The organism is Polynucleobacter sp. MWH-P3-07-1 (assembly GCF_018687555.1).
Classification (GTDB): Bacteria; Pseudomonadota; Gammaproteobacteria; order Burkholderiales; family Burkholderiaceae; genus Polynucleobacter.
In genome coordinates this window covers 47,278-70,126 of the sequence record NZ_CP061296.1, presented here as the reverse complement: position 1 = coordinate 70,126, position 22,849 = coordinate 47,278, and the positions used below count along the sequence as shown (strand labels likewise).

The window sequence follows — 22,849 nt, the reverse complement described above, 5'->3', positions numbered from 1 at the left end:
TCTAATTATTTCTCGAGACTGGCTGGTGGCCAGGTTTCGATCTTCATGCCCAGACTTAAACCACGAGCCGCTAAAACATCTTTGATTTCATTCAAAGATTTACGACCTAAGTTAGGAGTCTTCAACAATTCATTTTCAGTACGCTGAATCAAATCACCGATGTAGTAAATATTCTCGGCCTTCAAGCAGTTTGCAGAGCGCACTGTGAGTTCGAGGTCATCTACTGGGCGCATCAACATTGGATCAACCATGGATGAGCGGCTTGGTGCGAGATCGCCAGAAACTTCACTGCTTTCAAGGGCAGCAAATACGACTAATTGATCAACCAAAATACTTGCAGCTTGACGAATTGCCTCTTCAGGAGACAAAACACCATTTGTCTCAATAGTCATTACCAAACGATCTAAGTCAGTACGTTGCTCAACACGAGCAGACTCTACTGCATAGCTCACACGGCTTACTGGACTGAAAGAGGCATCTAGTACGATACGGCCGATAATCTTGGTGGCCTCATCGTGATACTGACGCATATTGCCAGGAACATAACCGCGACCTTTTTCAACCTTGATCTGCATATCCAACTTACCACCAGCGGATAAGTGAGCAATTACGTGATCAGGATTAATGATTTCTACATCATGTGGCAAGTCGATATCTTTTGCAGTAACAACGCCTGGGCCTTCTTTACGCAAATTAATAGTGACTTCATCACGGGACTGTAATTTGAAAACGATGCCCTTCAGATTCAATAAAAGATTAACAACATCTTCTTGAACACCGTCCAAGGTGGAATACTCATGAACAACACCAGCGATTGCAACTTCAGTTGGAGCATAACCAACCATAGAAGACAACAATACACGACGCAATGCATTACCTAGAGTGTGGCCATAGCCGCGCTCAAATGGCTCCATAACAACCTTTGCTTGGTTGGCAGAAAGCGCTTCAACAGAAATAATTTTTGGCTTGAGCAAATTTGTTTGCATATTTTTTCCTTGAGAGTGCCTAATTAACGTGAATACAATTCGACGATCAAACTTTCATTAATATCACCGCTAATTTCTTCGCGGTCTGGCACTTGCTTAAACGTCCCTTCCAGCTTTGCCGCATCAACTGATACCCAGCTGATTGCAGTCGTTTGCTGAACCAAATTCAATGACTCGGTAATACGTGTCTGCTTCTTCGCTTTTTCACGAATTGCAACAACATCACCTGGCTTAACCTGAATAGACGGAATATTCACTGGGCTACCATTGAGCAAAACTGCGCAATGGGACACCAATTGACGTGCTTCAGCACGTGTTGAGCCAAAGCCCATGCGATAAACCACGTTATCAAGACGTGACTCTAATAACTGAAGCAATGTCGCACCAGTATTGCCTTTACGACGCTCAGCTTCAGCGAAATAACGACGGAACTGACGCTCTAAAACTCCGTAGATACGCTTAACCTTTTGCTTTTCACGCAATTGATTACCGTAGTCTGATGTTCTTGAACCAGAGGTACGGCCATGTTGACCAGGCTTGCTGTCTAGCTTGCACTTGTCTGACAGGGCGCGACGTGCGCTCTTTAAAAATAAGTCGGTACCTTCCCGACGTGCTAATTTGGCCTTAGGCCCTAAATAACGTGCCACGATGCTTTCCTTTCTTTGCCGCAGTCTTACGACCGGCGGTGAGTTCACCCTTTAATTCAGATGAACGGTGGGCTTGATTAAAAAATAAATAAAACTGGACTACCTAAAACAAATTAAATACGGCGACGCTTTGGAGGGCGGCAACCATTGTGTGGAACTGGTGTTACGTCTTGAATCTCAGTAATCTTGATACCGAGTGAATTCAATGCGCGAACAGCAGATTCACGACCTGGGCCTGGACCCTTGATCTGCACTTCTAGATTCTTAATGCCACACTCGACTGCAGCTTTACCAGCCACTTCAGCCGCTACCTGAGCAGCAAATGGGGTGGATTTACGTGAGCCTTTAAAGCCTTGGCCGCCAGAAGTTGCCCATGAAAGCGCATTACCTTGACGATCAGTGATCGTAATAATGGTGTTATTAAAGGATGCGTGAACGTGTGCAATACCATCAGCAACGTTTTTCTTAACCTTCTTGCGTACACGTTGTGATGCAGCAGATGCGGATTGTTGTTTAGCCATTTCGATAAACTTTCTTGATTATTTCTTCAGTGCAATACCAGACTTACGTGGGCCCTTGCGGGTACGCGCATTTGTCTTAGTACGTTGTCCACGAACAGGCAAGCCTTTACGATGGCGAACGCCACGATAGCAGCCCAAATCCATCAAACGCTTGATGCTCATCGTTACTTCACGACGTAGGTCACCCTCAGTGATGAACTTACCTACCTCATCGCGCAACTTTTCCAAGTCACCGTCGGTGAGATCTTTAACTTTTTTATCAATAGCCACGCCAGTAGTTTGGCAAATCTTGCGCGCACGGGTCATACCGATGCCGAAAATTGCTGTCAAACCGATGACAGTGTGTTGATGATTTGGGATGTTTACCCCAGCGATACGTGCCATGAGATTTCCTCTTAATTAACCAGATCAGCCTTGACGCTGCTTATGACGTGCATCTGAAGAGCAGATCACACGCACAACACGCTTGCGCTTAATGATCTTGCAATTTCTGCAAATACACTTAACGGATGCTAAAACTTTCATAACTCACCTCTTAAAAATAGGTACTACTTAATCTTTACTTCGCCCGGAAAATAATTCTGGCCCTAGTCAGGTCGTATGGAGTCATCTCCACCGTCACCTTATCTCCCGGCAAAATTCGGATGTAATGCATCCGCATTTTTCCGGAAATGTGGCCTAAAACTACATGTCCGTTTTCTAGCTTTACGCGAAACATTGCGTTCGGCAAATTCTCAACAATCTCACCCGCCATCTGAATTACATCGTCTTTAGACATTCAGTTAGGCGCCCATCTTAAAGTTAGCTTTTTTCATTAAAGATCCATACTGCTGCTGCATGATGAATGACTGCACTTGAGCCATAAAGTCCATAGCAACAACGACAATAATCAACAATGAAGTACCACCAAAATAGAATGGCACGTTGTACTTCAACACCAAGAATTCTGGTAACAAGCAAACCAAAACCATGTAAATTGCACCGCCCAAGGTTAAGCGCACCAAGATCTTATCGATGTAACGACCAGTCTGATCGCCAGGACGAATGCCGGGAACAAATGCGCCACTCTTCTTCAGGTTATCTGCAGTCTCGCGGCTATTAAATACCAAAGCTGTATAGAAGAAGCAGAAGAAAATGATCGCAGCAGCATACAAAATTGTGTACACAGGCTGGCCTGGGGCAAGGGTTGCAGCCAAATCTTTAATGATGCGACTGAAGACATTCTTTGGCTCGCCTGAAGTAAACCAGCCAGCAATGGTCGCGGGGAACAAAATAATCGATGAAGCAAAAATTGGAGGGATAACGCCTGCCATATTTAACTTCAATGGGAAATAAGAAGATTGGCCGCCGTAGATCTTGTTGCCAACTTGACGCTTGGCATAGTTCACCAAAATACGACGCTGACCACGCTCTACGAATACAACGAAATAGGTCACCGCTGCGACGATCACAACGATCATCAAAGCAGAAAGAATATTCATTGAGCCGGTGCGAACTAACTCGAGTAAGCTTGCGAGCGCATTTGGCAAGCCAGAAACAATACCACCAAAAATAATGATAGAAATACCATTACCTAAACCGCGTTCAGTAATCTGCTCACCTAGCCACATTAAGAAAATCGTTCCAGTAGTTAAAGTCACTACAGTATTGAATTCAAACATCATGCCGGGATTAATCACCAAACCTGGCTGAGCCTGGAGCGCAACCGAAATTCCCATCGCTTGGAATATAGCTAAAAATACAGTCCCATAGCGGGTGTACTGGGTAATCTTTCTTTGTCCAGCTTGGCCTTCTTTTTTCAAAGACTCTAAAGATGGAACAACGATTGTCATTAACTGCATGATGATCGATGCAGAAATGTAGGGCATGATTCCCAGAGCAAAAACTGTGAAGCGAGATAGGGCCCCGCCTGAGAACAAATTAAACATTCCCAAAATGCCATCTTTTTGGCCAGCAAATAATTGGCCTAGCTGATCAGGGTCAATGCCTGGTACAGGAATATGAGCGCCCAAACGATAGACGACCAAAGCCAAAATCAGGAATACCAAGCGACGACGTAGGTCGCCAAACTTGCCTCCGGATTGTGCAGTGTCAGTGCTATTGTTAGATGAGATCGCCATATTCAACTAGATACCGATTAAGCCTGCTCTACCAACTTGCCACCAGCTGCTTCGATAGCTGCTTTAGCGCCAGCAGTTGCAGTAATGCCTTTGAGAGTCACTGCAATTTTCAATTCACCTGTCTTAATTACCTTAACTGCATTGATCTGCTCACCAGCAAAACCATGTTGCTTGAGAACCAAGAGGTCTACCTCAGGCAAATTGATACTTGCTAAGTCATTCAAAGTAATTTGACCAACGTGACGACGTGTCAAGGATACGAATCCACGCTTTGGCAAACGACGATACATTGGCATTTGACCGCCTTCGAAGCCCACCTTGTGGAAACCGCCTGAACGCGATTTTTGACCTTTATGACCTCGACCAGCGGTTTTACCAAGACCTGAACCGATGCCGCGTCCTACGCGACGACGGTTTTTCTTGGAGCCAGCTGCGGGTTTGAGTGTATTGAGTTCCATATTCTTTGCCTATTTACTTGCTGATCAGTTACCGAGAACTTTGACCAGGTAAGAAACTTTATTAATCATTCCGCGAACAGCAGGCGTATCTTCCAATTCAGAAACTGAATTGATACGTCCGAGGCCTAAACCACGAACGGTTGCACGATGGCTTTCGCGTGTACCGATCAAGCTGCGCACTAATTGCAGTTTGACTTTAGAGTTTGATGTTGTCATTTGGAGTTCCTAATCTTTGAGTCTTAGCTCAGAATGTCTTCTACTGACTTGCCGCGCTTAGCAGCGATTTCAGCAGGAGTGCTCATCTTGCTTAAACCGTCAATCGTTGCACGAACCATGTTGTAAGGGTTGGTTGAGCCGAGTGACTTAGCAACCACGTTAGTTACGCCCATTACATCAAAAATCGCGCGCATTGGACCGCCAGCAATAACGCCAGTACCGTCTTTTGCAGGAGAAATCAAAACACGTGAAGCACCATGCTGACCAATCACTGAGTGCTGTAAGGTGCCCTTACGCAATGGAACCTTGATCATTTTGCGACGTGCTTCATCCATCGCTTTTTGAACAGCCACTGGAACTTCTTTTGACTTGCCTTTACCCATGCCGATGCGACCATCGCCATCGCCAACTACAGTGAGTGCGGCGAAGCCAAGAATACGGCCACCTTTAACCACTTTAGTTACGCGATTGACAGCGATCATCTTCTCGCGAAGACCATCATCACGCTCTTCGTTTTGCATTTTGGTTTGCATTTTTGCCATGTTTTTTTCCTAAACCAATCTATTAGAACTTCAGGCCGGCTTCACGCGCAGCTTCAGCTAAGGCCTTAATACGGCCGTGATAACGGTGACCAGAACGATCAAATGCAACATCTACAACACCCGCCTTAACAGCACGTTCAGCAATTAATTTGCCGATTTGCTGAGCAGCGGCTGCGTTGCCACCATTCTTAATTGCTTGGCGCAGCTCTTTTTCCATCGTTGAAGCAGCAGCAAGCACTTTAGTTCCACATGGGCTGTAAACCTGTGCAGAAATATGCGTATTGCTACGAATAACTGTTAAGCGATTGGCCAATGCTTCGGCAATGCGAATACGAGTCTGCCGAGCACGTCTTTGTCTGGATTCGTCTTTATTCATTTTCTAATCTCGCTTACTTCTTCTTGGTTTCTTTGAGATGCACAACTTCATCAACATAACGAACACCCTTACCTTTGTAAGGCTCTGGCGAACGATATGCACGAACTTCAGCTGCGACCTGGCCAACTTGTTGCTTGCTGGCGCCTTTAATAATGATTTCAGTTTGGGATGGGGTCTCGGCCTTTACACCTTTTGGCAGGTTGTAAATGATGTCGTGTGAGAAACCCAACTGCAACTTCAATGTTTCACCTTGAGCAGCAGCACGGTAACCAACGCCTACTAAGCTGAGCTTGCGCTCAAAGCCAGAAGTAACGCCAACAACCATGTTGTTAACCAAAGCACGGGCTGTACCTGACTGTGCACCAGCTTCTGGTGTGTCATTATTTAAAACAACTGTCAATACGCCGTCTTCTTGTTTCAAACCAACTGAAGGATGCAAGTTATGAGTCAAAGTGCCTAATGGGCCTTTAACAGTAATGTTTGCACCATTGATGCTGATTTCAGCGCCCTTAGGAACTGTAATTGGTGATTTACCTACGCGGGACATATTTCGCTCCTTAAGCTACGTAGCAAATAACTTCGCCGCCCACGCCAGTTGCACGTGCTTTGCGGTCAGTCATTACGCCTTGAGGGGTTGAAATAATTGCAATGCCCAAACCATTCATTACTTCTGGAATGTCGTGACGGCCCTTGTAGATGCGAAGACTTGGTGTAGAAACACGGTCAATACGCTCAATAACAGGACGGCCTGCGTAGTATTTGAGGTCAATGTGAAGTACTGGCTTAGCTGCCTCACCTTTGATTTCAAAACTATCGATATAGCCTTCATCCTGCAAAACCTTTGCAATGGCTACTTTAACTTTTGACGACGGCATCAAGACAACGGGCTTCTGCACTGCTTGCGCATTGCGGATCCGGGTCAACATGTCGGCGATTGGATCGCTAATACTCATGAGTTCTCCTAAATTCTTTCGCCGCTTACCAGCTGGCCTTGGTTAAACCAGGGATCTCGCCACGGAAGGCGATTTCACGAATCTTGCTACGGGCCAAACCAAACTTACGGAATGTGCCACGTGGACGACCGGTTAATGAACAACGATTTCTTTGACGAATCGGGCTAGCGTTGCGTGGAAGCGCTTGCAACTTCAAGCGAGCCTCATAGCGCTCTTCATCACTTCTTGACTGATCAGCAATGATTGCTTTGAGCTCAGCACGCTTTGCAGCGTACTTCTCTACAGTTTTGGCGCGCTTGTTTTCGCGCTCAATTAGGGATAGTTTTGCCACGTTAGCCTCTTAATTGCGGAAAGGGAATTTGAACGCCGCCAACAAAGCTTTTGCTTCTTCGTCTGATTTAGCGGTTGTCGTAATACTGATATTGAGACCACGGAGTGCGTCAATTTTGTCGTACTCAATTTCAGGGAAAATAATTTGCTCTTTAACGCCGATGTTGTAGTTACCACGACCATCAAATGCCTTACCTGAGATACCCCGGAAGTCACGAACTCGTGGCAATGCAACAGTAACGAAGCGATCTAAAAACTCGTACATACGCTGACCGCGCAATGTCACCATCGCACCAATTGGGTAGCCTTGACGAATTTTGAAACCAGCAATCGCTTTTTTAGCCTTAGTTACCACTGGCTTTTGGCCTGCAACTTTAGTTAAGTCACCAACTGCGTTCTCGATAACTTTTTTGTCGTTTACAGCTTCGCCCAAGCCCATATTGAGGGTTACCTTGGTGATGCGTGGAACTTCCATGATCGACTTGTAACCAAACTTGGTCATCAAATCAGCAACAACTTGCTTTTGATAATGCTCTTGAAAACGTGTGCTCATAATTTCTCCGTATCCCTTATGCGCTCAAGCTTGCGCCAGTAGTTTTCAGGAAACGCTGTTTCTTGCCATCAACTAATTTGATGCCAACGCGTGATGCTTTGCCATTACCGTCTACCAATGCCACATTCGAAACATGAATGGGCATAGTCTTATCAATCATTCCGCCGGTAACACCAGCAGCAGGATTAGGCTTAACCGCTTTTTTATAAATATTGACGCCCTCGACAACCAATTTGTTCTCGAGTACATCGGTAACTGTTCCTTGCTTGCCTTTATCGCGGCCAGTCAAAACAACTACGGAATCACCTTTACGAATCTTTTTCATATCAGCCTCTTAAATAACTTCGGGCGCGAGAGAAACGATCTTCATGAACTTCTCTGTACGCAGTTCGCGCGTAACAGGTCCAAAGATACGTGTACCAATCGGCTCTAACTTAGCGTTGAGCAATACAGCAGCATTTTCATCAAACTTAATCAATGAACCATCTGGACGACGAACACCCTTAGCGGTTCTCACCACTACAGCGTTATAAATGTCACCTTTTTTTACACGGCCACGTGGAGCAGCGGATTTCACGCTGACTTTGATGACATCACCGATACTGGCGTAACGACGCTTAGAGCCGCCCAATACCTTGATGCACAAAACTTCACTGGCGCCTGTGTTATCGGCAACCTGCAATCTACTTTCAGTTTGTATCATTTCTAATCCCCAACTTATTAGCCAAAGGGCAAACAGTCTTGGTTCCGTTATGGGTTCTAGCGAAAGCTAAGACCCGGAATTAATGAAAAACACTGCTTTTCTTAACGCATTACCGCGAAAAGCCTTCTATCATACTACGTAAAATAGGATTTTGGCAATGAATTTCGCCAAAATCCCTAATAATTTCTCTTAAATACCCTTTGAGGACTCTACCAAACGGGTTACTACCCAAGATTTGGTACGTGAAATTGGCTTAGATTCGCTAATTTCAACGGTATCACCCATTTTGTATGTGCCAGCCTCATCATGAGCATGGTATTTCTTGGATTGGCCAACATATTTACCAATGATGGGATGCTTGACCTGGCGCTCAACAAGAACGGTCACGGTTTTTTGCATTTTGTCGCTAACGACACGGCCCACAAGGGTGCGGCGCAAGGGTTTAGATAATTCTGTCATATCCCTTTTTCCTTATTTCTGAGCAGTTTTTTGGGTAATAAAAGTCTTTACGCGAGCGATATCGCGTTTAGTCTTACCCAATTGACTGGTATTGGTGAGTTGCTGAGTTCCTTTTTGCATACGGAGCTTGAAGTTGGTCTTCAAAAGCTCAGTCAATTCTGCATTCAAGGAATTCAGATCTTTAGTAGCTAATTCTTTATTTTTCATAATATCTATCCCGCTCAACCAAGGTGACGAATCACGAATGTGGTTTGTAAAGGTAATTTAGCTGCAGCAAGCTTGAACGCTTCGCGCGCCAAGGTTTCATCTACACCATCCATCTCATAGAGAATCTTGCCTGGTTGAATTTCTGCAACGTAGTACTCTGGATTGCCCTTACCGTTACCCATACGAACTTCAGCAGGTTTTTGTGAAATTGGCTTATCTGGGAAAATACGAATCCAGATACGACCACCACGTTTAATGTGACGGGTCATAGCGCGACGTGCGGATTCGATTTGGCGAGCAGTCAAACGACCACGACCAACGGCCTTTAAGCCAAAGTCACCGAATGCAACTGAGCTACCGCGTGTTGCCACGCCGGTGTTACGACCTTTTTGTTCTTTACGATACTTGCGACGCTTTGGTTGCAGCATGCTTACTCTCCTGACTTCTGTGCATCAGCAGCAGGTTCAACCGCTTTACGAACGCGCTTGACCGCTGGCTTAGCAGCAACTAATGGCTTGTCTTCACCAGCAGGCTTGCGAGCTGCAGTTTTGCTTGGTGCACGACGGGTTTTCTTTTCTTCAGCTGCAGGCTCGGCTGCAGGTGCGGCAACTTGAACATCAGCACCACGACCTAATGTATCGCCTTTGTAAACCCATACTTTTACACCGATGATGCCGTATGTGGTTTCTGCTTCTGAAGTTGCGTAATCAATATCAGCCTTCAATGTATGAAGTGGAACGCGACCTTCACGGTACCATTCGCGGCGAGCAATCTCAGCACCATTCAAACGTCCGGAGGACATGATCTTGATACCTTGAGCACCCAAGCGCATTGCACTTTGCATGGCACGCTTCATTGCGCGACGGAACATAATGCGTTTCTCGAGCTGCTGAGTAATGGAATCAGCAATTAACTGCGCATCTACTTCAGGCTTGCGAATTTCTTCGATATTCACGTGGACTGGAACACCCATACGCTTTTGTAACTCACGGCGGAGAACTTCAATATCTTCGCCTTTCTTGCCAATCACAACACCAGGACGCGAGCTGTAAATAGTGATGCGTGCATTCTTTGCAGGGCGCTCAATCACTACTTTGCTTACTGATGCATTTTTCAACTTCTTTTTCAAATAGCTACGGACATCGACGTCCTCTTTCAGCATCTTTGCAAAATCAGTATTGTTTGCGTACCAACGTGATGTCCAATTCTTCGTTACCGAGAGGCGGAATCCGGTGGGGTTTATCTTTTGGCCCATATCTTTCCTTACTTACTCAGGGTCACGCTAATGTGACATGTTTGTTTTTCAATTTGATTGCCACGGCCTTTAGCGCGAGCGGTAAAACGCTTCAAGGATGTTCCCTTGTCAACAATGACTGCTGACACTTTGAGTTCATCAATATCAGCGCCTTTGTTGTGCTCAGCGTTAGCGAGTGCAGACTCAACTACTTTTTTCACAATGAAAGCAGCTTTTTTGGGGCTGAAATTCAAAATGTTCATAGCGCGCGCAATTGGCAAACCACGAATCTGGTCAGCGACCAATCGTGTCTTTTGCGCAGAAATGCGGGCACCGCGGTGAATTGCTTTAACTTCCATCATCATCCCCTTACTTCTTCACAACTTTCTTGTCAGCAGCGTGACCTTTGAAAGTACGGGTCAAGGCAAATTCGCCTAACTTATGACCCACCATGTTTTCTGATACATAAACCGGAACGTGTTGGCGACCGTTATGTACAGCAATTGTCAGACCAATAAAGTCTGGCAGAATTGTTGAACGGCGCGACCAAGTCTTGATCGGCTTCTTGTCTTTGTTAGCCTGTGCAACTTCAACTTTTTTTACTAAGCTGGCGTCGCAGAATGGGCCTTTTTTAGCTGAACGTGTCATATCTATTTATCCTTGTCGCTTAACGTTTTTGACGACGTTGAACGATCATCGAAGTTGTGCGCTTATTGCGACGTGTGCGATAACCTTTGGTTGGTGTGCCCCATGGAGAGACAGGTACACGGCCTTCGCCAGTTTTACCTTCACCACCACCATGTGGGTGATCTACTGGGTTCATTGCCACACCGCGAACGGTTGGACGAATACCACGCCAGCGATTTGCACCAGCTTTACCAATTTGACGCAAGCTGTGCTCTTCATTGCCAACTTCGCCGATAGTGGCACGGCACTCAATCAACACACGACGGACTTCACCGGAGCGCAAGCGCACCTGAGCGTAAACACCTTCGCGAGCCAATAGAACTGCAGAACCACCAGCAGAGCGAGCAATCTGCGCGCCTTTACCTGGCAACATTTCTACACAGTGAATGGTGCTACCAACAGGAATATTACGAATTGGTAAATTGTTTCCTGACTTAATCGGCGCTTCAGAACCATTTTGGATCTGTTGACCAACAGTCATTCCCTTAGCGGCCAAAATATAACGACGCTCGCCGTCAGCAAACACGATCAGAGCAATATTGGCACTGCGGTTTGGATCGTATTCCAAACGCTCAACTTTTGCTGGAATCCCATCCTTGTCATTGCGCTTGAAATCAACCATACGATAGTGGTGCTTATGACCACCACCCTTATGGCGAGTAGTAATGTGGCCATTATTGTTACGGCCTGCTTTTTGGAACTGTGGCTCCACCAATGCTGCAAAAGGTTTACCTTTATGCAGATCAGGGTTGACCACCTTGACCATTGAGCGACGACCTGGTGAGGTCGGTTTTGTTTTCATCAAAGGCATGATTAGTTCGCCTCCGCTTCAAAGTTAATTTCTTGACCTGGTTTTAAATTCACATAGGCCTTCTTAGTATGGTCACGACGACCTTCAAAACGGCCATAGCGCTTTGGCTTACCTTTTTGATTCACGATTTGAACTGAGTCAACTTGCACTTTGAAGAGCAATTCAACCGCTTGTTTTACATCGCTCTTATTTGCGTCGCGAGCTACTTGGAAAACTACTTGCTCGTTTTTCTCTGCAACCATAGTGGCTTTTTCAGAGATAACGGGGCCAAGCAGCACCTTCATTAAATTGTGATCGTTTTTACGGACTTGGCTCATTTCAGCAACTCCTCAATTTTTGCGATCGCAGCTTTACTCACCAATACTTTTTTGTACTGAACTAAAGCTAATGGATCAGCGTGCTGTGGCTCGACAATCGCAACCTTATGCAAGTTGCGTGATGCCAAGTACAAATTCTCGCTAACTTGATCAACGATGATTAACACTGAGTCCAAACCCATTGCTTTGACTTTGTCAGCCAACTCTTTGGTCTTAGGTGCGTCAAGGCTAAATTGATCAACCACGTTCAAACGACCTTCGCGGGCTAACTGAGACAAAATCGATCTCATACCAGCGCGATACATTTTCTTGTTTACTTTTTGGCTGAAATTCTCTTCAGGAGAATTTGGGAATATGCGACCACCTCCACGCCACAGCGGGGAAGAGCTCATACCAGCACGCGCACGACCAGTACCTTTTTGACGCCAAGGTTTTTTGGTAGTGTGCTTAACTTGCTCACGGTCTTTTTGTGCGCGGTTACCACTACGAGCATTTGCTTGGTAAGCCACAACAACTTGGTGTACCAATGCTTCGTTATATTCGCGCTCGAATACCTCTGGTGAAGCTTGGATGCCTGCACCTAAAGTTCCGTTATCTTGGAGTAGCTTGAGTTCCATATTCGCTCTCCTTATTTCTTCTTCAACGGTGTTTTCACCGCTGGAGTAACAATGACCTTACCGCCTGGAGCGCCTGGAATAGCGCCTTTAACCATGATGAGATTACGTTCTGCATCAATGCGTGCGATAACTAAATTTTGTACGGTACGGGTGACATCACCCAAGTGACCGGTCATACGCTTACCAGGGAAAACACGACCTGGATCTTGCGCCATACCAATGGATCCTGGAACGTTATGTGAACGTGAGTTACCGTGGGAAGCACGACCAGAAGCAAAGTGATAGCGCTTGATCGTACCAGCGTAACCTTTACCGATCGATACGCCCTGCACGTCAACTTTTTGGCCAGCAGTAAATGCAGCTTCCGCAGGAATAACTTGTCCTGGGGTCATTTCTGCAATTTTTGCTGCATCTAATGGAAATTCGTTGAGCCCGTTACCAGCCATGACACCTGCTTTTGCAAAATGTCCTGCCATTGCTTTAGTAACGCGAGTAGCTCTACGTGTGCCATGAGCCAACTGGATAGCATCATAGCCATCAGTTGCCTGGGTTTTGATTTGAGCGATTCTGTTATCGCTCACGTCGATTACGGTTACAGGGATAGAATCCCCTTCGTCCGTAAATAGACGGGTCATGCCGACCTTGCGGCCGATTAAGCCTAAGCTCATATTCATGCTCCACGCCGACTTCGATTGGTCGGCAAAATTTAATTTAGGTGATTTACAAGTAAAAATACTTCTAAATCAGTAACTTACAACAATTTTGATGCTGATAAAACCAATAAAATCGCCAAATAATTTAGCGAAGCCTTAGATTCTATCTCGAAAAACTAACCTTGACAAGCTTAAAGGCCAAAATAACTTTTATTGCAGCTTAATTTCGACATCCACACCAGCTGGGAGGTCTAATTTCATCAATGCATCTACCGTTTTTTCGGTTGGATCAACGATATCCATTAAACGCAAATGGGTACGAATCTCCAACTGATCACGTGAAGTCTTGTTCACGTGTGGGGAACGCAAGATGTCAAAACGCTCGATACGAGTAGGCAAAGGTACTGGACCCTTAACAACAGCGCCTGTACGCTTGGCTGTATCGACAATTTCAGCCGCTGACTGATCAATTAAACGATAGTCAAATGCTTTGAGACGAATACGAATTTTCTGGTTTTGCATATTAATTCCAAAGAACAGTGCGGTGCTGCCGCGTTATCAATCTAAAGAGCGGGTGACATCTGCAGCACAGATGTCACCGGTTAGCAAAACGCTAAACCTAAATAAAAACTAACTACTTAAGCCAAAATCTTTGCAACCACTCCGGCGCCAACAGTGCGGCCACCTTCACGGATCGCAAAACGCAAACCTTCTTCCATCGCAATTGGCGCGATGAGTTTGACGGTAATGGTGACGTTATCGCCAGGCATGACCATCTCTTTGTCTTTTGGCAACTCGATAGAACCTGTTACGTCCGTAGTACGGAAGTAAAACTGGGGACGATAGTTGTTAAAGAACGGAGTATGACGACCACCTTCATCTTTACCCAAGATATAAACCTCGGCTGTAAAGTGAGTATGTGGGGTGATTGAACCTGGCTTAGCCAATACTTGGCCGCGCTCAACTTCTTCACGCTTTGTACCGCGGAGCAAAATACCGACGTTATCGCCTGCTTGACCTTGGTCGAGCAATTTACGGAACATCTCTACACCAGTACAGGTAGTTTTGAGGGTTGGCTTAATACCGATGATTTCGATCTCTTCGCCAACCTTAACAATACCGCGCTCAATACGACCAGTCACTACAGTACCGCGACCAGAGATGGAGAACACATCTTCTACTGGCATCAAGAACGCACCGTCAACTGCGCGCTCTGGAGTAGGAATATAAGTATCTAAAGCTTCAGCCAATTTCATGATGGCTTCTTTACCCAATGGACCTTCGTCGCCTTCAAGGGCTAACTTAGCAGAACCATGGATGATCGGTGTGTCATCGCCAGGGAAGTTGTACTTAGATAACAGTTCGCGCACTTCCATCTCGACGAGCTCTAACAACTCAGCATCATCAACCATGTCGCACTTGTTCAAGAACACGACGATGTAAGGAACACCTACTTGGCGTGCCAAGAGGATGTGCTCACGGGTTTGTGGCATTGGGCCGTCAGCTGCAGAGCAAACCAAAATTGCGCCGTCCATTTGGGCAGCGCCAGTAATCATGTTCTTAACGTAGTCAGCGTGTCCTGGGCAATCAACGTGAGCGTAGTGACGATTTGCAGTCTCATACTCAACGTGCGCAGTATTAATCGTAATACCACGGGCCTTTTCTTCAGGAGCAGCATCGATCTGATCGTATGCTTTTGCTTCGCCACCGAATTGCTTAGAAAGCACGGTTGCAATTGCTGCTGTCAAAGTAGTTTTACCGTGGTCAACGTGACCAATAGTGCCTACGTTTACGTGCGGTTTTGTCCGCTCAAATTTTTCTTTTGCCATTTTTGTCTGCCTTCTTAGCTAGTCAATATTCAAAATTAATGTGGATAAATTACTTCGCTTTAGCAGCCATGACTGCTTCAGCAACGTTCTTAGGTGCTTCGGAATAGTGCTTAAATTCCATGGTGTAAGTAGCACGACCTTGGGTCAACGAGCGCAAGCCGGTTGAGTAACCAAACATCTCTGCCAATGGCACTTCAGCGCGAACAATCTTACCGCCGCCTGGAATGTCATCCATACCTTGCAAAATACCGCGACGTGATGAGAGGTCACCCATTACGTTGCCCATGAAATCTTCTGGTGTTTCAACTTCAACAGCCATCATTGGCTCGAGTAAGACTGGGGCTGCTTTACGCATACCGTCTTTGAATGCCATCGAGCCAGCCATCTTAAATGCGTTTTCGTTCGAGTCAACATCATGGTATGAACCAAAGAACAATGTTGCTTTGATATCAACTACTGGATAGCCAGCCAAGATACCGGAGTTCAATGTTTCAATGATGCCTTTTTCTACTGCAGGAATGTATTCACGTGGAACCACACCGCCCTTAATAGCGTCAACGAATTCAAAGCCTTTGCCTGGTGCTTGGGGCTCAAGTTTCAATACCACGTGACCATACTGACCACGACCACCGGACTGCTTAACAAATTTACCTTCGATCTCTTCGCAAACCTTACGGATGGTTTCGCGGTATGCAACTTGTGGCTTACCAACAGTTGCTTCAACACCGAATTCACGCTTCATGCGGTCAACCAAAATTTCTAAGTGGAGCTCGCCCATTCCAGAAATAATCGTTTGGCCTGATTCTTCATCTGTCTTCACGCGGAAAGAAGGATCTTCTTGCGCCAAGCGATTCAAAGCAAGACCCATTTTTTCTTGGTCAGCCTTCGTCTTTGGCTCAACTGCCTGTGAGATCACTGGCTCAGGGAATACCATGCGCTCCAAGATCACAATGCTATCTGGATCGCACAATGTTTCACCTGTAGTTGCGTCTTTTAGACCAACTGCTGCAGCAATATCGCCGGCATACACTTCTTTGATTTCTTCACGTTGGTTTGCATGCATCTGCAACAAACGACCAACGCGCTCTTTTTTACCCTTGATTGGGTTATAGATTGTGTCGCCCGACTTCATTACGCCTGAATAAACACGGAAGAAGATAAGCTGACCAACGAATGGGTCGGTCATGATCTTAAATGCCAATGCAGAAAACTTTGCGCTATCAGATGCTTCGCGAGTTGCAGGTGTGCCGTCTTCCAATTCACATGGAACTGGTGGAACATCTAATGGGGATGGCAGCAATTCAACTACTGCATCCAACATTGCCTGAACGCCCTTGTTCTTAAATGCAGTTCCACACAACATTGGAACGATTTCATTAGCAATAGTACGCTGACGCAATGCGCCTTTGATTTCTTCTTCAGTCAGACCTTCGCCACCGAGATACTTTTCCATCAACTCTTCGGAGCTTTCGGCAGCCGCTTCGAGCATCTTCTCACGCCATTCTTCAGCGGAAGCTTGCAATTCTGCAGGGATATCTTCGTATGTGAACTTGGTGCCTTGTGAAGCTTCGTCCCAATAGACAGCTTTCATTTTCACCAAGTCAATCACGCCCTTGAAGTTTTCTTCTGCACCGATAGGAATTTGAATCAAGATTGGATTTGCTTTGAGACGAGCCTTCATTTGGTCGTAGACCTTGAAGAAATTCGCACCAGTACGGTCCATCTTGTTTACGAAAGCTAAACGTGGCACCTGATACTTGTTTGCTTGACGCCAAACAGTTTCAGATTGAGGCTGTACACCACCCACAGCGCAATACACCATACATGCGCCATCGAGAACACGCATGGAACGCTCAACTTCAATCGTGAAGTCTACGTGTCCTGGGGTATCAATAATGTTGATACGGTGCTCGGGCATATTGCCCGCCATGCCCTTCCAGAAAGTGGTGGTAGCAGCAGAAGTAATCGTGATACCACGCTCTTGCTCTTGCTCCATCCAGTCCATGGTAGCTGCGCCATCATGCACTTCACCAATTTTGTGATTAACACCGGTATAGAACAAAACACGTTCTGTAGTTGTGGTTTTACCTGCGTCAATGTGCGCTGAAATACCAATATTGCGATATCTGTCGATGGGGGTTTTGCGTGCCACTGTTTATGCCTTTTCTTTACTAATGGGTTAGAAACGGAAATGTGAGAAAGCTTTATTAGCTTCCGCCATACGGTGAACTTCTTCACGCTTCTTCATTGCGCCGCCACGACCTTCAGCAGCTTCTAATAATTCGTTAGCCAAACGTTGCGCCATCGATTTTTCACCGCGCTTTTTAGCGGCTTCGCGCACCCAGCGCATTGCCAGAGCAGAACGGCGTGATGGACGAACTTCCACAGGAACTTGATAGTTAGCGCCACCAACACGGCGGCTCTTCACCTCAACCATTGGCTTTACATTACCCATGGCTGTTGAAAAAATCTCGAGTGGTTCTTTGTTTGCTTTTTTCTCGATATGATCAAAGGCACCGTAAACGATACGCTCTGCAACCGATTTCTTGCCGTCCAACATGAGGACGTTCATGAATTTAGCGACTTCTACATTGCCGAATTTTGGATCAGGCAAGATTTCCCGTTTGGGAACTTCACGACGACGTGGCATAACAACTCCTTCAGTTCAGTTGGGGGCAACCAAAATTAATTGCCCGCTCCAGTTGCCCTACTATTTAGAAAACAATGCCTCTAAACGGAGCAACCACTTACTTGTCTTTTAAGTCCGACAAAAATTGACTTACTTCAAACTACAAATTCTGAAACGGCTTATTAAGCCGCTTTCTTAGCGCGCTTAGCACCGTACTTGGAGCGAGATTGCTTGCGGTCTTTAACGCCTTGCAAGTCCAAAGATCCACGAACGATGTGATAACGCACGCCTGGTAAGTCCTTCACACGGCCACCGCGGATTAACACTACTGAGTGTTCCTGGAGGTTATGGCCTTCACCACCAATGTATGAAATGACTTCAAAACCATTGGTCAAGCGAACTTTGGCTACTTTACGTAACGCAGAGTTTGGCTTTTTAGGAGTTGTTGTGTATACGCGTGTGCATACACCACGGCGCTGCGGACTGTTTTCCAGTGCAGGGCTCTTACTTTTAACGATTAGCCTTGATCTTGGCTTGCGTATTAATTGATTAATTGTTGGCATAAAATAGCTCGGTTAGTACTTCTTTGTTGCTTTCTTTAAGAAAATCAATGACTTAGATAATTTCTAGGTCAAAAAGACCCTCTTCTGAATCAGTAGAACTCAGCATTCTAGCTTGGCCAGCCTCTCCCGTCAACCAAATAGGAAAGAACTGGCCATTTAATGGCTAAAAACCAAATTAACTAGGATCGGCCTCCCCAGCGGGAGCGACAACTTCTGCCTCTATTTCTACAGGCATATCAGCCATTGCTTGCTCTTCAGCAGCAATCATTTGGGCACGATCGCGCTCAAATTGCTCTCTGACCTTGCGGGCACGGCGATAAGACAAACCGGTACCAGCGGGGATCAAGCGGCCAATAATGACGTTCTCTTTGAGGCCACGGAGTGTATCGGTCTTGCCCATAATCGCGGCTTCGGTCAATACACGGGTGGTTTCCTGGAAAGAAGCCGCTGAAATGAAGCTGTCAGTCGACAAGGATGCCTTAGTAATACCAAGCAACACGTTATCGAATAAGGCTGGGCGCTTACCTTGAGCAATCACTGCATCGTTTGCATCGTATAGCTTGGAGCGCTCTACCTGCTCCCCAGGAATGAAGGATGTATCGCCTGGATCAGTTACCTGAACACGACGCAACATTTGACGCACGATCACTTCAATGTGTTTGTCATTAATCTTCACACCTTGGAGACGATAAACGTCCTGCACTTCGTCAACAATGTAGATTGCCAACTCTTCGATACCTTTGAGAGTCAAGATGTCGTGCGGATCGGCAGGGCCTTCCACAATCATCTCGCCCTTGTTCACAACTTGACCATCGTGAACAAGCACTTGCTTCTCTTTAGGAATTAAGAATTCGTTCGCTTCGCCGTCCATATCGGTAATCACCAAACGTTGTTTACCTTTGGTTTCTTTACCGAAGGAAACTGTTCCGGTTACTTTCGCCAATACTGCTGCATCTTTTGGTGAACGTGCTTCGAACAATTCTGCAACGCGTGGCAAGCCACCGGTAATGTCGCGAGTCTTTTGGGATTCGATTGGAATACGTGCCAATACCTCACCAACTTCGACCTTCTGACCATCTTTAACAGTAATCAATGCGCCCACTTGGAGGCCAATATTTACTGGGTGATCAGTACCGGCGATCATGACTTCGCTACCCTTTTTATCAACCAAGTTGATCATTGGGCGAACGCCTTTGCTTGCTGCAGAACGGCGCTTACCATCAATGACCACCAAAGTGGAGAGGCCGGTTACTTCGTCAACCTGCTTAGCAACAGTTACACCCTCTTCGACGTTGTCAAAGCGAGCGATACCAGCATACTCAGAAATAATCGGACGGGTTAATGGATCCCATGTCGCCAAGCTTGCGCCGGCCTTGACTGCCGCACCTTCTTTTAACAAGAGAGTTGCGCCATAAGGCACTTTATGACGCTCACGCTCACGACCATTGTCATCAACGATCAAGGCTTCGCCAGAGCGTGAAATCACGATCTGCTCACCCTTCGCGTTCTTCACAACACGCATCGTTCCGGAGAATTTCAGAGCACCGTTAGACTTAGCTTCGATATTGCTTGCCACTAAAGCACGTGACGCTGCACCACCAATGTGGAAGGTACGCATAGTCAACTGTGTGCCTGGCTCACCGATGGACTGAGCAGCGATAACACCGACTGCCTCACCAACGTTTACCAATCCACCGCGACCTAGATCACGTCCGTAGCACTTAGCGCACAAGCCAAAGCGAGTTAAGCAAGACAATACTGTGCGAACTTTAACTTCGTCGATACCCAATGCAACGATCTGATCAACATGGTCTTCGTCGAGCAATGTGTCGTTAGGTACGATGACCTCTTGTGTATCTGGGTGAACAATATCACCGATACATACGCGGCCCAGGATACGGTCACGCAATGCTTCGATAATTTCACCACCCTCAACTAAGGCCTTCATTGTTACGCCAGAAGTTGCTCCGCAATCTTCTTCGATCACAACTAGATCTTGAGTTACATCACACAAACGGCGTGTCAAATAACCTGAGTTCGCGGTCTTCAACGCAGTATCAGCCAGACCTTTACGAGCACCATGGGTTGAGATGAAGTATTGCAATACGTTCAAACCTTCACGGAAGTTCGCAGTAATTGGCGTCTCGATGATCGAGCCATCTGGCTTTGCCATCAAACCACGCATACCAGCCAACTGGCGAATCTGCGCTGCAGATCCACGCGCACCAGAATCAGCCATCATGTAAATGGAGTTAAAAGATTCTTGACGCACAGTTTTGCCGTTACGGTCAAGCACATCAACGTGTGATAACTCGTCCATCATCGCTTTGCCAACTTGGTCGCCAGCAGCACCCCAAATATCAACCACGTTGTTATAACGCTCTTGATTGGTTACGAGACCTGACATGAATTGCTTGTCATACTCTTTTACCTTGGTAGAAGCTTCGGTGATGATGCGCTCTTTGGAAGTTGGAATCAGCATATCGTCGATCGCAACCGAGATACCGGCGTTAGTCGCCAAGCGGAAACCAGACTGCAAGAGACGGTCAGCAAAAATAACCGTTTCACGTAATCCGCACTTACGGAATGAAGTGTTGATCAAGCGTGAGATTTCTTTTTTCTTCAATGGCTTGTTAATTTCTTCGAAAGACATGCCTTTGGGCAATATCTCTGACAAAATCGCGCGGCCAACTGAGGTTTGATAAATCTTAGTCTTTTCAGCAAAACGGGCATCGCCCTCTGCCTTCTTGTCTACGATCTCATACTCGGTAATACGCACAGCAACACGGGAAGCCAATTCAACTTCACCGGCTTCATAAGCGCGAACTACCTCAGTAATGTTGGCAAAAACCATGCCTTCGCCCTTACCGTTGATCTTGTCGCGAGTAGCGTAATAGAGACCCAAAACTACGTCCTGAGAAGGAACAATAGATGGCTCACCGTTCGCTGGGAACAAGACGTTGTTCGAAGCCAACATCAATGTGCGTGCTTCCATTTGCGCTTCGAGCGACAAAGGTACGTGAACCGCCATTTGGTCACCGTCAAAGTCGGCGTTAAATGCTGCGCAGACTAATGGGTGCAATTGGATTGCTTTACCTTCAATCAGCATTGGCTCGAAAGCCTGAATACCAAGACGGTGCAATGTAGGCGCACGGTTAAGCATGATTGGATGCTCACGAATTACTTCCTCGAGAATATCCCATACGATTGGCGTCTGGCTTTCAACTTCTTTCTTTGCTGCCTTAATGGTGGTTGCAATTCCTAAAGTCTCAAGCTTGTTGAAAATGAATGGCTTGAATAATTCCAAGGCCATTAATTTTGGCAAACCGCACTGGTGCAATTTCAATGTAGGGCCAACCACGATGACTGAACGACCAGAGTAGTCAACGCGTTTACCCAGCAAGTTTTGACGGAAACGACCGCTCTTACCTTTAATCATCTCAGCCAAGGACTTGAGAGGGCGCTTGTTAGCACCAGTCATGGCCTTACCGCGACGACCATTGTCGAGCAATGAGTCAACCGCTTCTTGCAACATGCGTTTTTCGTTACGAACGATGATCTCTGGTGCGCGCAACTCTAACAAACGCTTCAAGCGGTTGTTACGGTTAATCACGCGACGATAGAGATCGTTTAAATCAGAAGTAGCGAAGCGACCGCCATCCAATGGCACCAATGGGCGCAATTCTGGTGGCAATACTGGCAATACTTCCATGATCATCCAGTCAGGCTTGATGCCTGAAGTCTGGAATGCTTCGAGCACTTTAAGGCGCTTAGCGTATTTCTTGATCTTGGCATCGCTACCAGTTGCTTTCAATTCAGCACGAATAGTTTCTACTTCACGATCGATATCAATCGAGCGCAAGAGATCACGAATACCTTCCGCGCCCATGATGGCGGTAAATGCACCATCACCGTACTCTTCCGTTTTCGCAATGTATTCATCTTCAGACATAATCTGACCGCGCTTCATCGCGCCTTCAGGGGTCATGCCGGCGTCAACAACTACATAGGCTTCAAAGTAAAGAACTCGCTCAATATCGCGCAGGGTCATATCTAAAACCATGCCTAAACGGGATGGCAAAGACTTCAAGAACCAGATATGCGCTACAGGCGCAGCCAGCTCAATGTGGCCCATACGCTCACGACGCACTTTAGCAAGGGTAACTTCTACACCACACTTCTCGCAGATAACGCCGCGGAACTTTAAGCGCTTGTATTTACCGCATAGGCACTCATAGTCTTTAGTTGGTCCAAAAATCTTGGCGCAGAAAAGGCCATCACGCTCCGGCTTAAAAGTCCGGTAGTTGATGGTTTCTGGTTTGCGAACTTCACCAAAAGACCACGAACGGATTTTTTCAGGAGATGCGAGACCAATTTTGATGACATCAAACTGCTCTTCGCCCTGGGTTTGCTTAAATAAATCGAGCAATGCTTTCAT

33 protein-coding genes are annotated in these 22,849 nt (G+C 46.3%); all 33 read right to left on the bottom strand.

All coding sequences use genetic code 11. From position 1 onward, the window contains the following. Positions 1 to 5 precede the first annotated feature (5 nt). The 33 genes from rpoA to rpoC all read right to left on the bottom strand — a co-directional run bounded on the left by rpoA (position 6) and on the right by rpoC (position 22,849). Positions 6 to 986 (bottom strand): DNA-directed RNA polymerase subunit alpha, encoded by a 981-nt coding sequence (gene rpoA / locus ICU98_RS00425; protein WP_112202631.1) that lies wholly within the window; start codon positions 984 to 986, stop codon positions 6 to 8. Positions 987 to 1,009: 23 nt separating this feature from the next. Beyond that, the gene (gene rpsD, locus ICU98_RS00420; RefSeq protein WP_215336707.1) at positions 1,010 to 1,633 is read right to left on the bottom strand and encodes a 30S ribosomal protein S4; all 624 of its coding nucleotides are present in this window, start codon (positions 1,631 to 1,633) and stop codon (positions 1,010 to 1,012) included. A gap of 113 nt (positions 1,634 to 1,746) precedes the next feature. After that, complete coding sequence (rpsK, locus tag ICU98_RS00415) at positions 1,747 to 2,154, bottom strand: 30S ribosomal protein S11 (protein WP_215336705.1); 408 nt, start codon at positions 2,152 to 2,154, stop codon at positions 1,747 to 1,749. An 18-nt stretch (positions 2,155 to 2,172) separates the two neighbouring features. Next, positions 2,173 to 2,538 (bottom strand): 30S ribosomal protein S13, encoded by a 366-nt coding sequence (gene rpsM / locus ICU98_RS00410; protein ID WP_215336703.1) that lies wholly within the window; start codon positions 2,536 to 2,538, stop codon positions 2,173 to 2,175. Between the two features lie 24 nt (positions 2,539 to 2,562). Beyond that, positions 2,563 to 2,679: a 50S ribosomal protein L36 gene (gene rpmJ, locus ICU98_RS00405; protein ID WP_012357167.1), complete on the bottom strand. Its 117-nt coding sequence runs from the start codon at positions 2,677 to 2,679 to the stop codon at positions 2,563 to 2,565. Between the two features lie 34 nt (positions 2,680 to 2,713). Then, complete coding sequence (infA, locus tag ICU98_RS00400) at positions 2,714 to 2,932, bottom strand: translation initiation factor IF-1 (protein ID WP_112202623.1); 219 nt, start codon at positions 2,930 to 2,932, stop codon at positions 2,714 to 2,716. Positions 2,933 to 2,936: 4 nt separating this feature from the next. After that, the gene (gene secY / locus ICU98_RS00395; protein ID WP_215336702.1) at positions 2,937 to 4,274 is read right to left on the bottom strand and encodes a preprotein translocase subunit SecY; all 1,338 of its coding nucleotides are present in this window, start codon (positions 4,272 to 4,274) and stop codon (positions 2,937 to 2,939) included. Between the two features lie 17 nt (positions 4,275 to 4,291). Further along, positions 4,292 to 4,732: a 50S ribosomal protein L15 gene (gene rplO / locus ICU98_RS00390; protein ID WP_215336700.1), complete on the bottom strand. Its 441-nt coding sequence runs from the start codon at positions 4,730 to 4,732 to the stop codon at positions 4,292 to 4,294. 24 nt (positions 4,733 to 4,756) lie between these two features. Continuing rightward, positions 4,757 to 4,948: a 50S ribosomal protein L30 gene (rpmD, locus tag ICU98_RS00385; protein ID WP_215336698.1), complete on the bottom strand. Its 192-nt coding sequence runs from the start codon at positions 4,946 to 4,948 to the stop codon at positions 4,757 to 4,759. Positions 4,949 to 4,971: 23 nt separating this feature from the next. Continuing rightward, the gene (rpsE, locus tag ICU98_RS00380; RefSeq protein WP_112202615.1) at positions 4,972 to 5,490 is read right to left on the bottom strand and encodes a 30S ribosomal protein S5; all 519 of its coding nucleotides are present in this window, start codon (positions 5,488 to 5,490) and stop codon (positions 4,972 to 4,974) included. Between the two features lie 22 nt (positions 5,491 to 5,512). Further along, entirely contained in the window at positions 5,513 to 5,866 is a 354-nt protein-coding gene (gene rplR, locus ICU98_RS00375) for a 50S ribosomal protein L18 (RefSeq protein ID WP_112202613.1), read from the bottom strand. Between the two features lie 13 nt (positions 5,867 to 5,879). Continuing rightward, positions 5,880 to 6,413 carry a 50S ribosomal protein L6 gene (gene rplF / locus ICU98_RS00370; RefSeq protein ID WP_215336696.1) on the bottom strand — a complete coding sequence of 178 codons (534 nt, stop codon included), beginning with the start codon at positions 6,411 to 6,413 and terminating at the stop codon, positions 5,880 to 5,882. A 10-nt stretch (positions 6,414 to 6,423) separates the two neighbouring features. Then, on the bottom strand, positions 6,424 to 6,819 hold the full coding sequence (gene rpsH, locus ICU98_RS00365) for a 30S ribosomal protein S8 (RefSeq protein ID WP_215336694.1): 396 nt from the start codon (positions 6,817 to 6,819) through the stop codon (positions 6,424 to 6,426). Between the two features lie 25 nt (positions 6,820 to 6,844). Continuing rightward, a complete protein-coding gene (rpsN, locus tag ICU98_RS00360; RefSeq protein ID WP_071464445.1) occupies positions 6,845 to 7,150 on the bottom strand; it encodes a 30S ribosomal protein S14 in 306 nt (101 codons plus the stop codon). 9 nt (positions 7,151 to 7,159) lie between these two features. Next, complete coding sequence (rplE, locus tag ICU98_RS00355) at positions 7,160 to 7,702, bottom strand: 50S ribosomal protein L5 (RefSeq protein WP_112202607.1); 543 nt, start codon at positions 7,700 to 7,702, stop codon at positions 7,160 to 7,162. 16 nt (positions 7,703 to 7,718) lie between these two features. Next, positions 7,719 to 8,027: a 50S ribosomal protein L24 gene (gene rplX / locus ICU98_RS00350; RefSeq protein WP_215352213.1), complete on the bottom strand. Its 309-nt coding sequence runs from the start codon at positions 8,025 to 8,027 to the stop codon at positions 7,719 to 7,721. A gap of 9 nt (positions 8,028 to 8,036) precedes the next feature. After that, positions 8,037 to 8,405 carry a 50S ribosomal protein L14 gene (rplN, locus tag ICU98_RS00345; protein WP_112202603.1) on the bottom strand — a complete coding sequence of 123 codons (369 nt, stop codon included), beginning with the start codon at positions 8,403 to 8,405 and terminating at the stop codon, positions 8,037 to 8,039. A 189-nt stretch (positions 8,406 to 8,594) separates the two neighbouring features. Further along, positions 8,595 to 8,864 carry a 30S ribosomal protein S17 gene (rpsQ, locus tag ICU98_RS00340; protein ID WP_215336692.1) on the bottom strand — a complete coding sequence of 90 codons (270 nt, stop codon included), beginning with the start codon at positions 8,862 to 8,864 and terminating at the stop codon, positions 8,595 to 8,597. Positions 8,865 to 8,876: 12 nt separating this feature from the next. Further along, positions 8,877 to 9,071, bottom strand: coding sequence for a 50S ribosomal protein L29 (rpmC, locus tag ICU98_RS00335; RefSeq protein WP_215336690.1), 195 nt, complete (start codon positions 9,069 to 9,071; stop codon positions 8,877 to 8,879). Between the two features lie 14 nt (positions 9,072 to 9,085). Beyond that, positions 9,086 to 9,499 (bottom strand): 50S ribosomal protein L16, encoded by a 414-nt coding sequence (gene rplP, locus ICU98_RS00330; RefSeq protein ID WP_100379479.1) that lies wholly within the window; start codon positions 9,497 to 9,499, stop codon positions 9,086 to 9,088. Positions 9,500 to 9,501: 2 nt separating this feature from the next. Continuing rightward, positions 9,502 to 10,326, bottom strand: a complete 825-nt coding sequence (rpsC, locus tag ICU98_RS00325; protein ID WP_215336688.1) for a 30S ribosomal protein S3 — start codon at positions 10,324 to 10,326, stop codon at positions 9,502 to 9,504. An 8-nt stretch (positions 10,327 to 10,334) separates the two neighbouring features. After that, entirely contained in the window at positions 10,335 to 10,664 is a 330-nt protein-coding gene (gene rplV, locus ICU98_RS00320; RefSeq protein WP_112202596.1) for a 50S ribosomal protein L22, read from the bottom strand. A 10-nt stretch (positions 10,665 to 10,674) separates the two neighbouring features. Continuing rightward, positions 10,675 to 10,953 (bottom strand): 30S ribosomal protein S19, encoded by a 279-nt coding sequence (rpsS, locus tag ICU98_RS00315; RefSeq protein ID WP_087908800.1) that lies wholly within the window; start codon positions 10,951 to 10,953, stop codon positions 10,675 to 10,677. A gap of 19 nt (positions 10,954 to 10,972) precedes the next feature. After that, positions 10,973 to 11,803, bottom strand: a complete 831-nt coding sequence (gene rplB, locus ICU98_RS00310; RefSeq protein WP_112202594.1) for a 50S ribosomal protein L2 — start codon at positions 11,801 to 11,803, stop codon at positions 10,973 to 10,975. Positions 11,804 to 11,805: 2 nt separating this feature from the next. Continuing rightward, on the bottom strand, positions 11,806 to 12,120 hold the full coding sequence (gene rplW, locus ICU98_RS00305; protein ID WP_068947693.1) for a 50S ribosomal protein L23: 315 nt from the start codon (positions 12,118 to 12,120) through the stop codon (positions 11,806 to 11,808). Next, complete coding sequence (gene rplD, locus ICU98_RS00300) at positions 12,117 to 12,737, bottom strand: 50S ribosomal protein L4 (protein ID WP_215336686.1); 621 nt, start codon at positions 12,735 to 12,737, stop codon at positions 12,117 to 12,119. Before rplD ends, rplW begins: the two co-directional genes overlap by 4 nt. An 11-nt stretch (positions 12,738 to 12,748) precedes the next feature. Then, positions 12,749 to 13,405: a 50S ribosomal protein L3 gene (gene rplC / locus ICU98_RS00295; RefSeq protein ID WP_215337023.1), complete on the bottom strand. Its 657-nt coding sequence runs from the start codon at positions 13,403 to 13,405 to the stop codon at positions 12,749 to 12,751. A gap of 195 nt (positions 13,406 to 13,600) precedes the next feature. Then, entirely contained in the window at positions 13,601 to 13,912 is a 312-nt protein-coding gene (gene rpsJ, locus ICU98_RS00290; RefSeq protein WP_011901899.1) for a 30S ribosomal protein S10, read from the bottom strand. A 116-nt stretch (positions 13,913 to 14,028) separates the two neighbouring features. Continuing rightward, positions 14,029 to 15,219: an elongation factor Tu gene (tuf, locus tag ICU98_RS00285; protein ID WP_215336684.1), complete on the bottom strand. Its 1,191-nt coding sequence runs from the start codon at positions 15,217 to 15,219 to the stop codon at positions 14,029 to 14,031. 49 nt (positions 15,220 to 15,268) lie between these two features. After that, on the bottom strand, positions 15,269 to 17,371 hold the full coding sequence (gene fusA, locus ICU98_RS00280; protein WP_215336683.1) for an elongation factor G: 2,103 nt from the start codon (positions 17,369 to 17,371) through the stop codon (positions 15,269 to 15,271). A gap of 27 nt (positions 17,372 to 17,398) precedes the next feature. After that, positions 17,399 to 17,869 carry a 30S ribosomal protein S7 gene (gene rpsG / locus ICU98_RS00275; RefSeq protein WP_011901897.1) on the bottom strand — a complete coding sequence of 157 codons (471 nt, stop codon included), beginning with the start codon at positions 17,867 to 17,869 and terminating at the stop codon, positions 17,399 to 17,401. A gap of 161 nt (positions 17,870 to 18,030) precedes the next feature. Beyond that, the gene (gene rpsL, locus ICU98_RS00270) at positions 18,031 to 18,411 is read right to left on the bottom strand and encodes a 30S ribosomal protein S12 (RefSeq protein ID WP_011901896.1); all 381 of its coding nucleotides are present in this window, start codon (positions 18,409 to 18,411) and stop codon (positions 18,031 to 18,033) included. A gap of 175 nt (positions 18,412 to 18,586) precedes the next feature. Beyond that, on the bottom strand, positions 18,587 to 22,849 hold the full coding sequence (gene rpoC, locus ICU98_RS00265; protein WP_215352212.1) for a DNA-directed RNA polymerase subunit beta': 4,263 nt from the start codon (positions 22,847 to 22,849) through the stop codon (positions 18,587 to 18,589).

Coding starts and splice junctions, on each gene's coding strand:
- rplF (WP_215336696.1), bottom strand. CDS start 6,413: ATGTCCCGCGTAGGTAAATCACCAATTACAGTTCCTAAGGGCGCTGAA.
- rplV (WP_112202596.1), bottom strand. CDS start 10,664: ATGGAAGTTAAAGCAATTCACCGCGGTGCCCGCATTTCTGCGCAAAAG.
- rpsK (WP_215336705.1), bottom strand. CDS start 2,154: ATGGCTAAACAACAATCCGCATCTGCTGCATCACAACGTGTACGCAAG.
- rplC (WP_215337023.1), bottom strand. CDS start 13,405: ATGAGCTTAGGCTTAATCGGCCGCAAGGTCGGCATGACCCGTCTATTT.
- rpsG (WP_011901897.1), bottom strand. CDS start 17,869: ATGCCACGTCGTCGTGAAGTTCCCAAACGGGAAATCTTGCCTGATCCA.
- rpsS (WP_087908800.1), bottom strand. CDS start 10,953: ATGACACGTTCAGCTAAAAAAGGCCCATTCTGCGACGCCAGCTTAGTA.
- rplR (WP_112202613.1), bottom strand. CDS start 5,866: ATGAATAAAGACGAATCCAGACAAAGACGTGCTCGGCAGACTCGTATT.
- rpmD (WP_215336698.1), bottom strand. CDS start 4,948: ATGACAACATCAAACTCTAAAGTCAAACTGCAATTAGTGCGCAGCTTG.
- tuf (WP_215336684.1), bottom strand. CDS start 15,219: ATGGCAAAAGAAAAATTTGAGCGGACAAAACCGCACGTAAACGTAGGC.
- rpmC (WP_215336690.1), bottom strand. CDS start 9,071: ATGAAAAATAAAGAATTAGCTACTAAAGATCTGAATTCCTTGAATGCA.
- rplP (WP_100379479.1), bottom strand. CDS start 9,499: ATGCTGCAACCAAAGCGTCGCAAGTATCGTAAAGAACAAAAAGGTCGT.
- rplB (WP_112202594.1), bottom strand. CDS start 11,803: ATGCCTTTGATGAAAACAAAACCGACCTCACCAGGTCGTCGCTCAATG.
- rpsQ (WP_215336692.1), bottom strand. CDS start 8,864: ATGACAGAATTATCTAAACCCTTGCGCCGCACCCTTGTGGGCCGTGTC.
- rplW (WP_068947693.1), bottom strand. CDS start 12,120: ATGAGCCAAGTCCGTAAAAACGATCACAATTTAATGAAGGTGCTGCTT.
- rpmJ (WP_012357167.1), bottom strand. CDS start 2,679: ATGAAAGTTTTAGCATCCGTTAAGTGTATTTGCAGAAATTGCAAGATC.
- rpsC (WP_215336688.1), bottom strand. CDS start 10,326: ATGGGCCAAAAGATAAACCCCACCGGATTCCGCCTCTCGGTAACGAAG.
- rpoA (WP_112202631.1), bottom strand. CDS start 986: ATGCAAACAAATTTGCTCAAGCCAAAAATTATTTCTGTTGAAGCGCTT.
- rpsH (WP_215336694.1), bottom strand. CDS start 6,819: ATGAGTATTAGCGATCCAATCGCCGACATGTTGACCCGGATCCGCAAT.
- rpsM (WP_215336703.1), bottom strand. CDS start 2,538: ATGGCACGTATCGCTGGGGTAAACATCCCAAATCATCAACACACTGTC.
- secY (WP_215336702.1), bottom strand. CDS start 4,274: ATGGCGATCTCATCTAACAATAGCACTGACACTGCACAATCCGGAGGC.
- rplX (WP_215352213.1), bottom strand. CDS start 8,027: ATGAAAAAGATTCGTAAAGGTGATTCCGTAGTTGTTTTGACTGGCCGC.
- rpsE (WP_112202615.1), bottom strand. CDS start 5,490: ATGGCAAAAATGCAAACCAAAATGCAAAACGAAGAGCGTGATGATGGT.
- rpsL (WP_011901896.1), bottom strand. CDS start 18,411: ATGCCAACAATTAATCAATTAATACGCAAGCCAAGATCAAGGCTAATC.
- rplD (WP_215336686.1), bottom strand. CDS start 12,737: ATGGAACTCAAGCTACTCCAAGATAACGGAACTTTAGGTGCAGGCATC.
- rplN (WP_112202603.1), bottom strand. CDS start 8,405: ATGATACAAACTGAAAGTAGATTGCAGGTTGCCGATAACACAGGCGCC.
- rplO (WP_215336700.1), bottom strand. CDS start 4,732: ATGGAACTCAATACACTCAAACCCGCAGCTGGCTCCAAGAAAAACCGT.
- infA (WP_112202623.1), bottom strand. CDS start 2,932: ATGTCTAAAGACGATGTAATTCAGATGGCGGGTGAGATTGTTGAGAAT.
- rpoC (WP_215352212.1), bottom strand. CDS start 22,849: ATGAAAGCATTGCTCGATTTATTTAAGCAAACCCAGGGCGAAGAGCAG.
- rplE (WP_112202607.1), bottom strand. CDS start 7,702: ATGAGCACACGTTTTCAAGAGCATTATCAAAAGCAAGTTGTTGCTGAT.
- rpsJ (WP_011901899.1), bottom strand. CDS start 13,912: ATGCAAAACCAGAAAATTCGTATTCGTCTCAAAGCATTTGACTATCGT.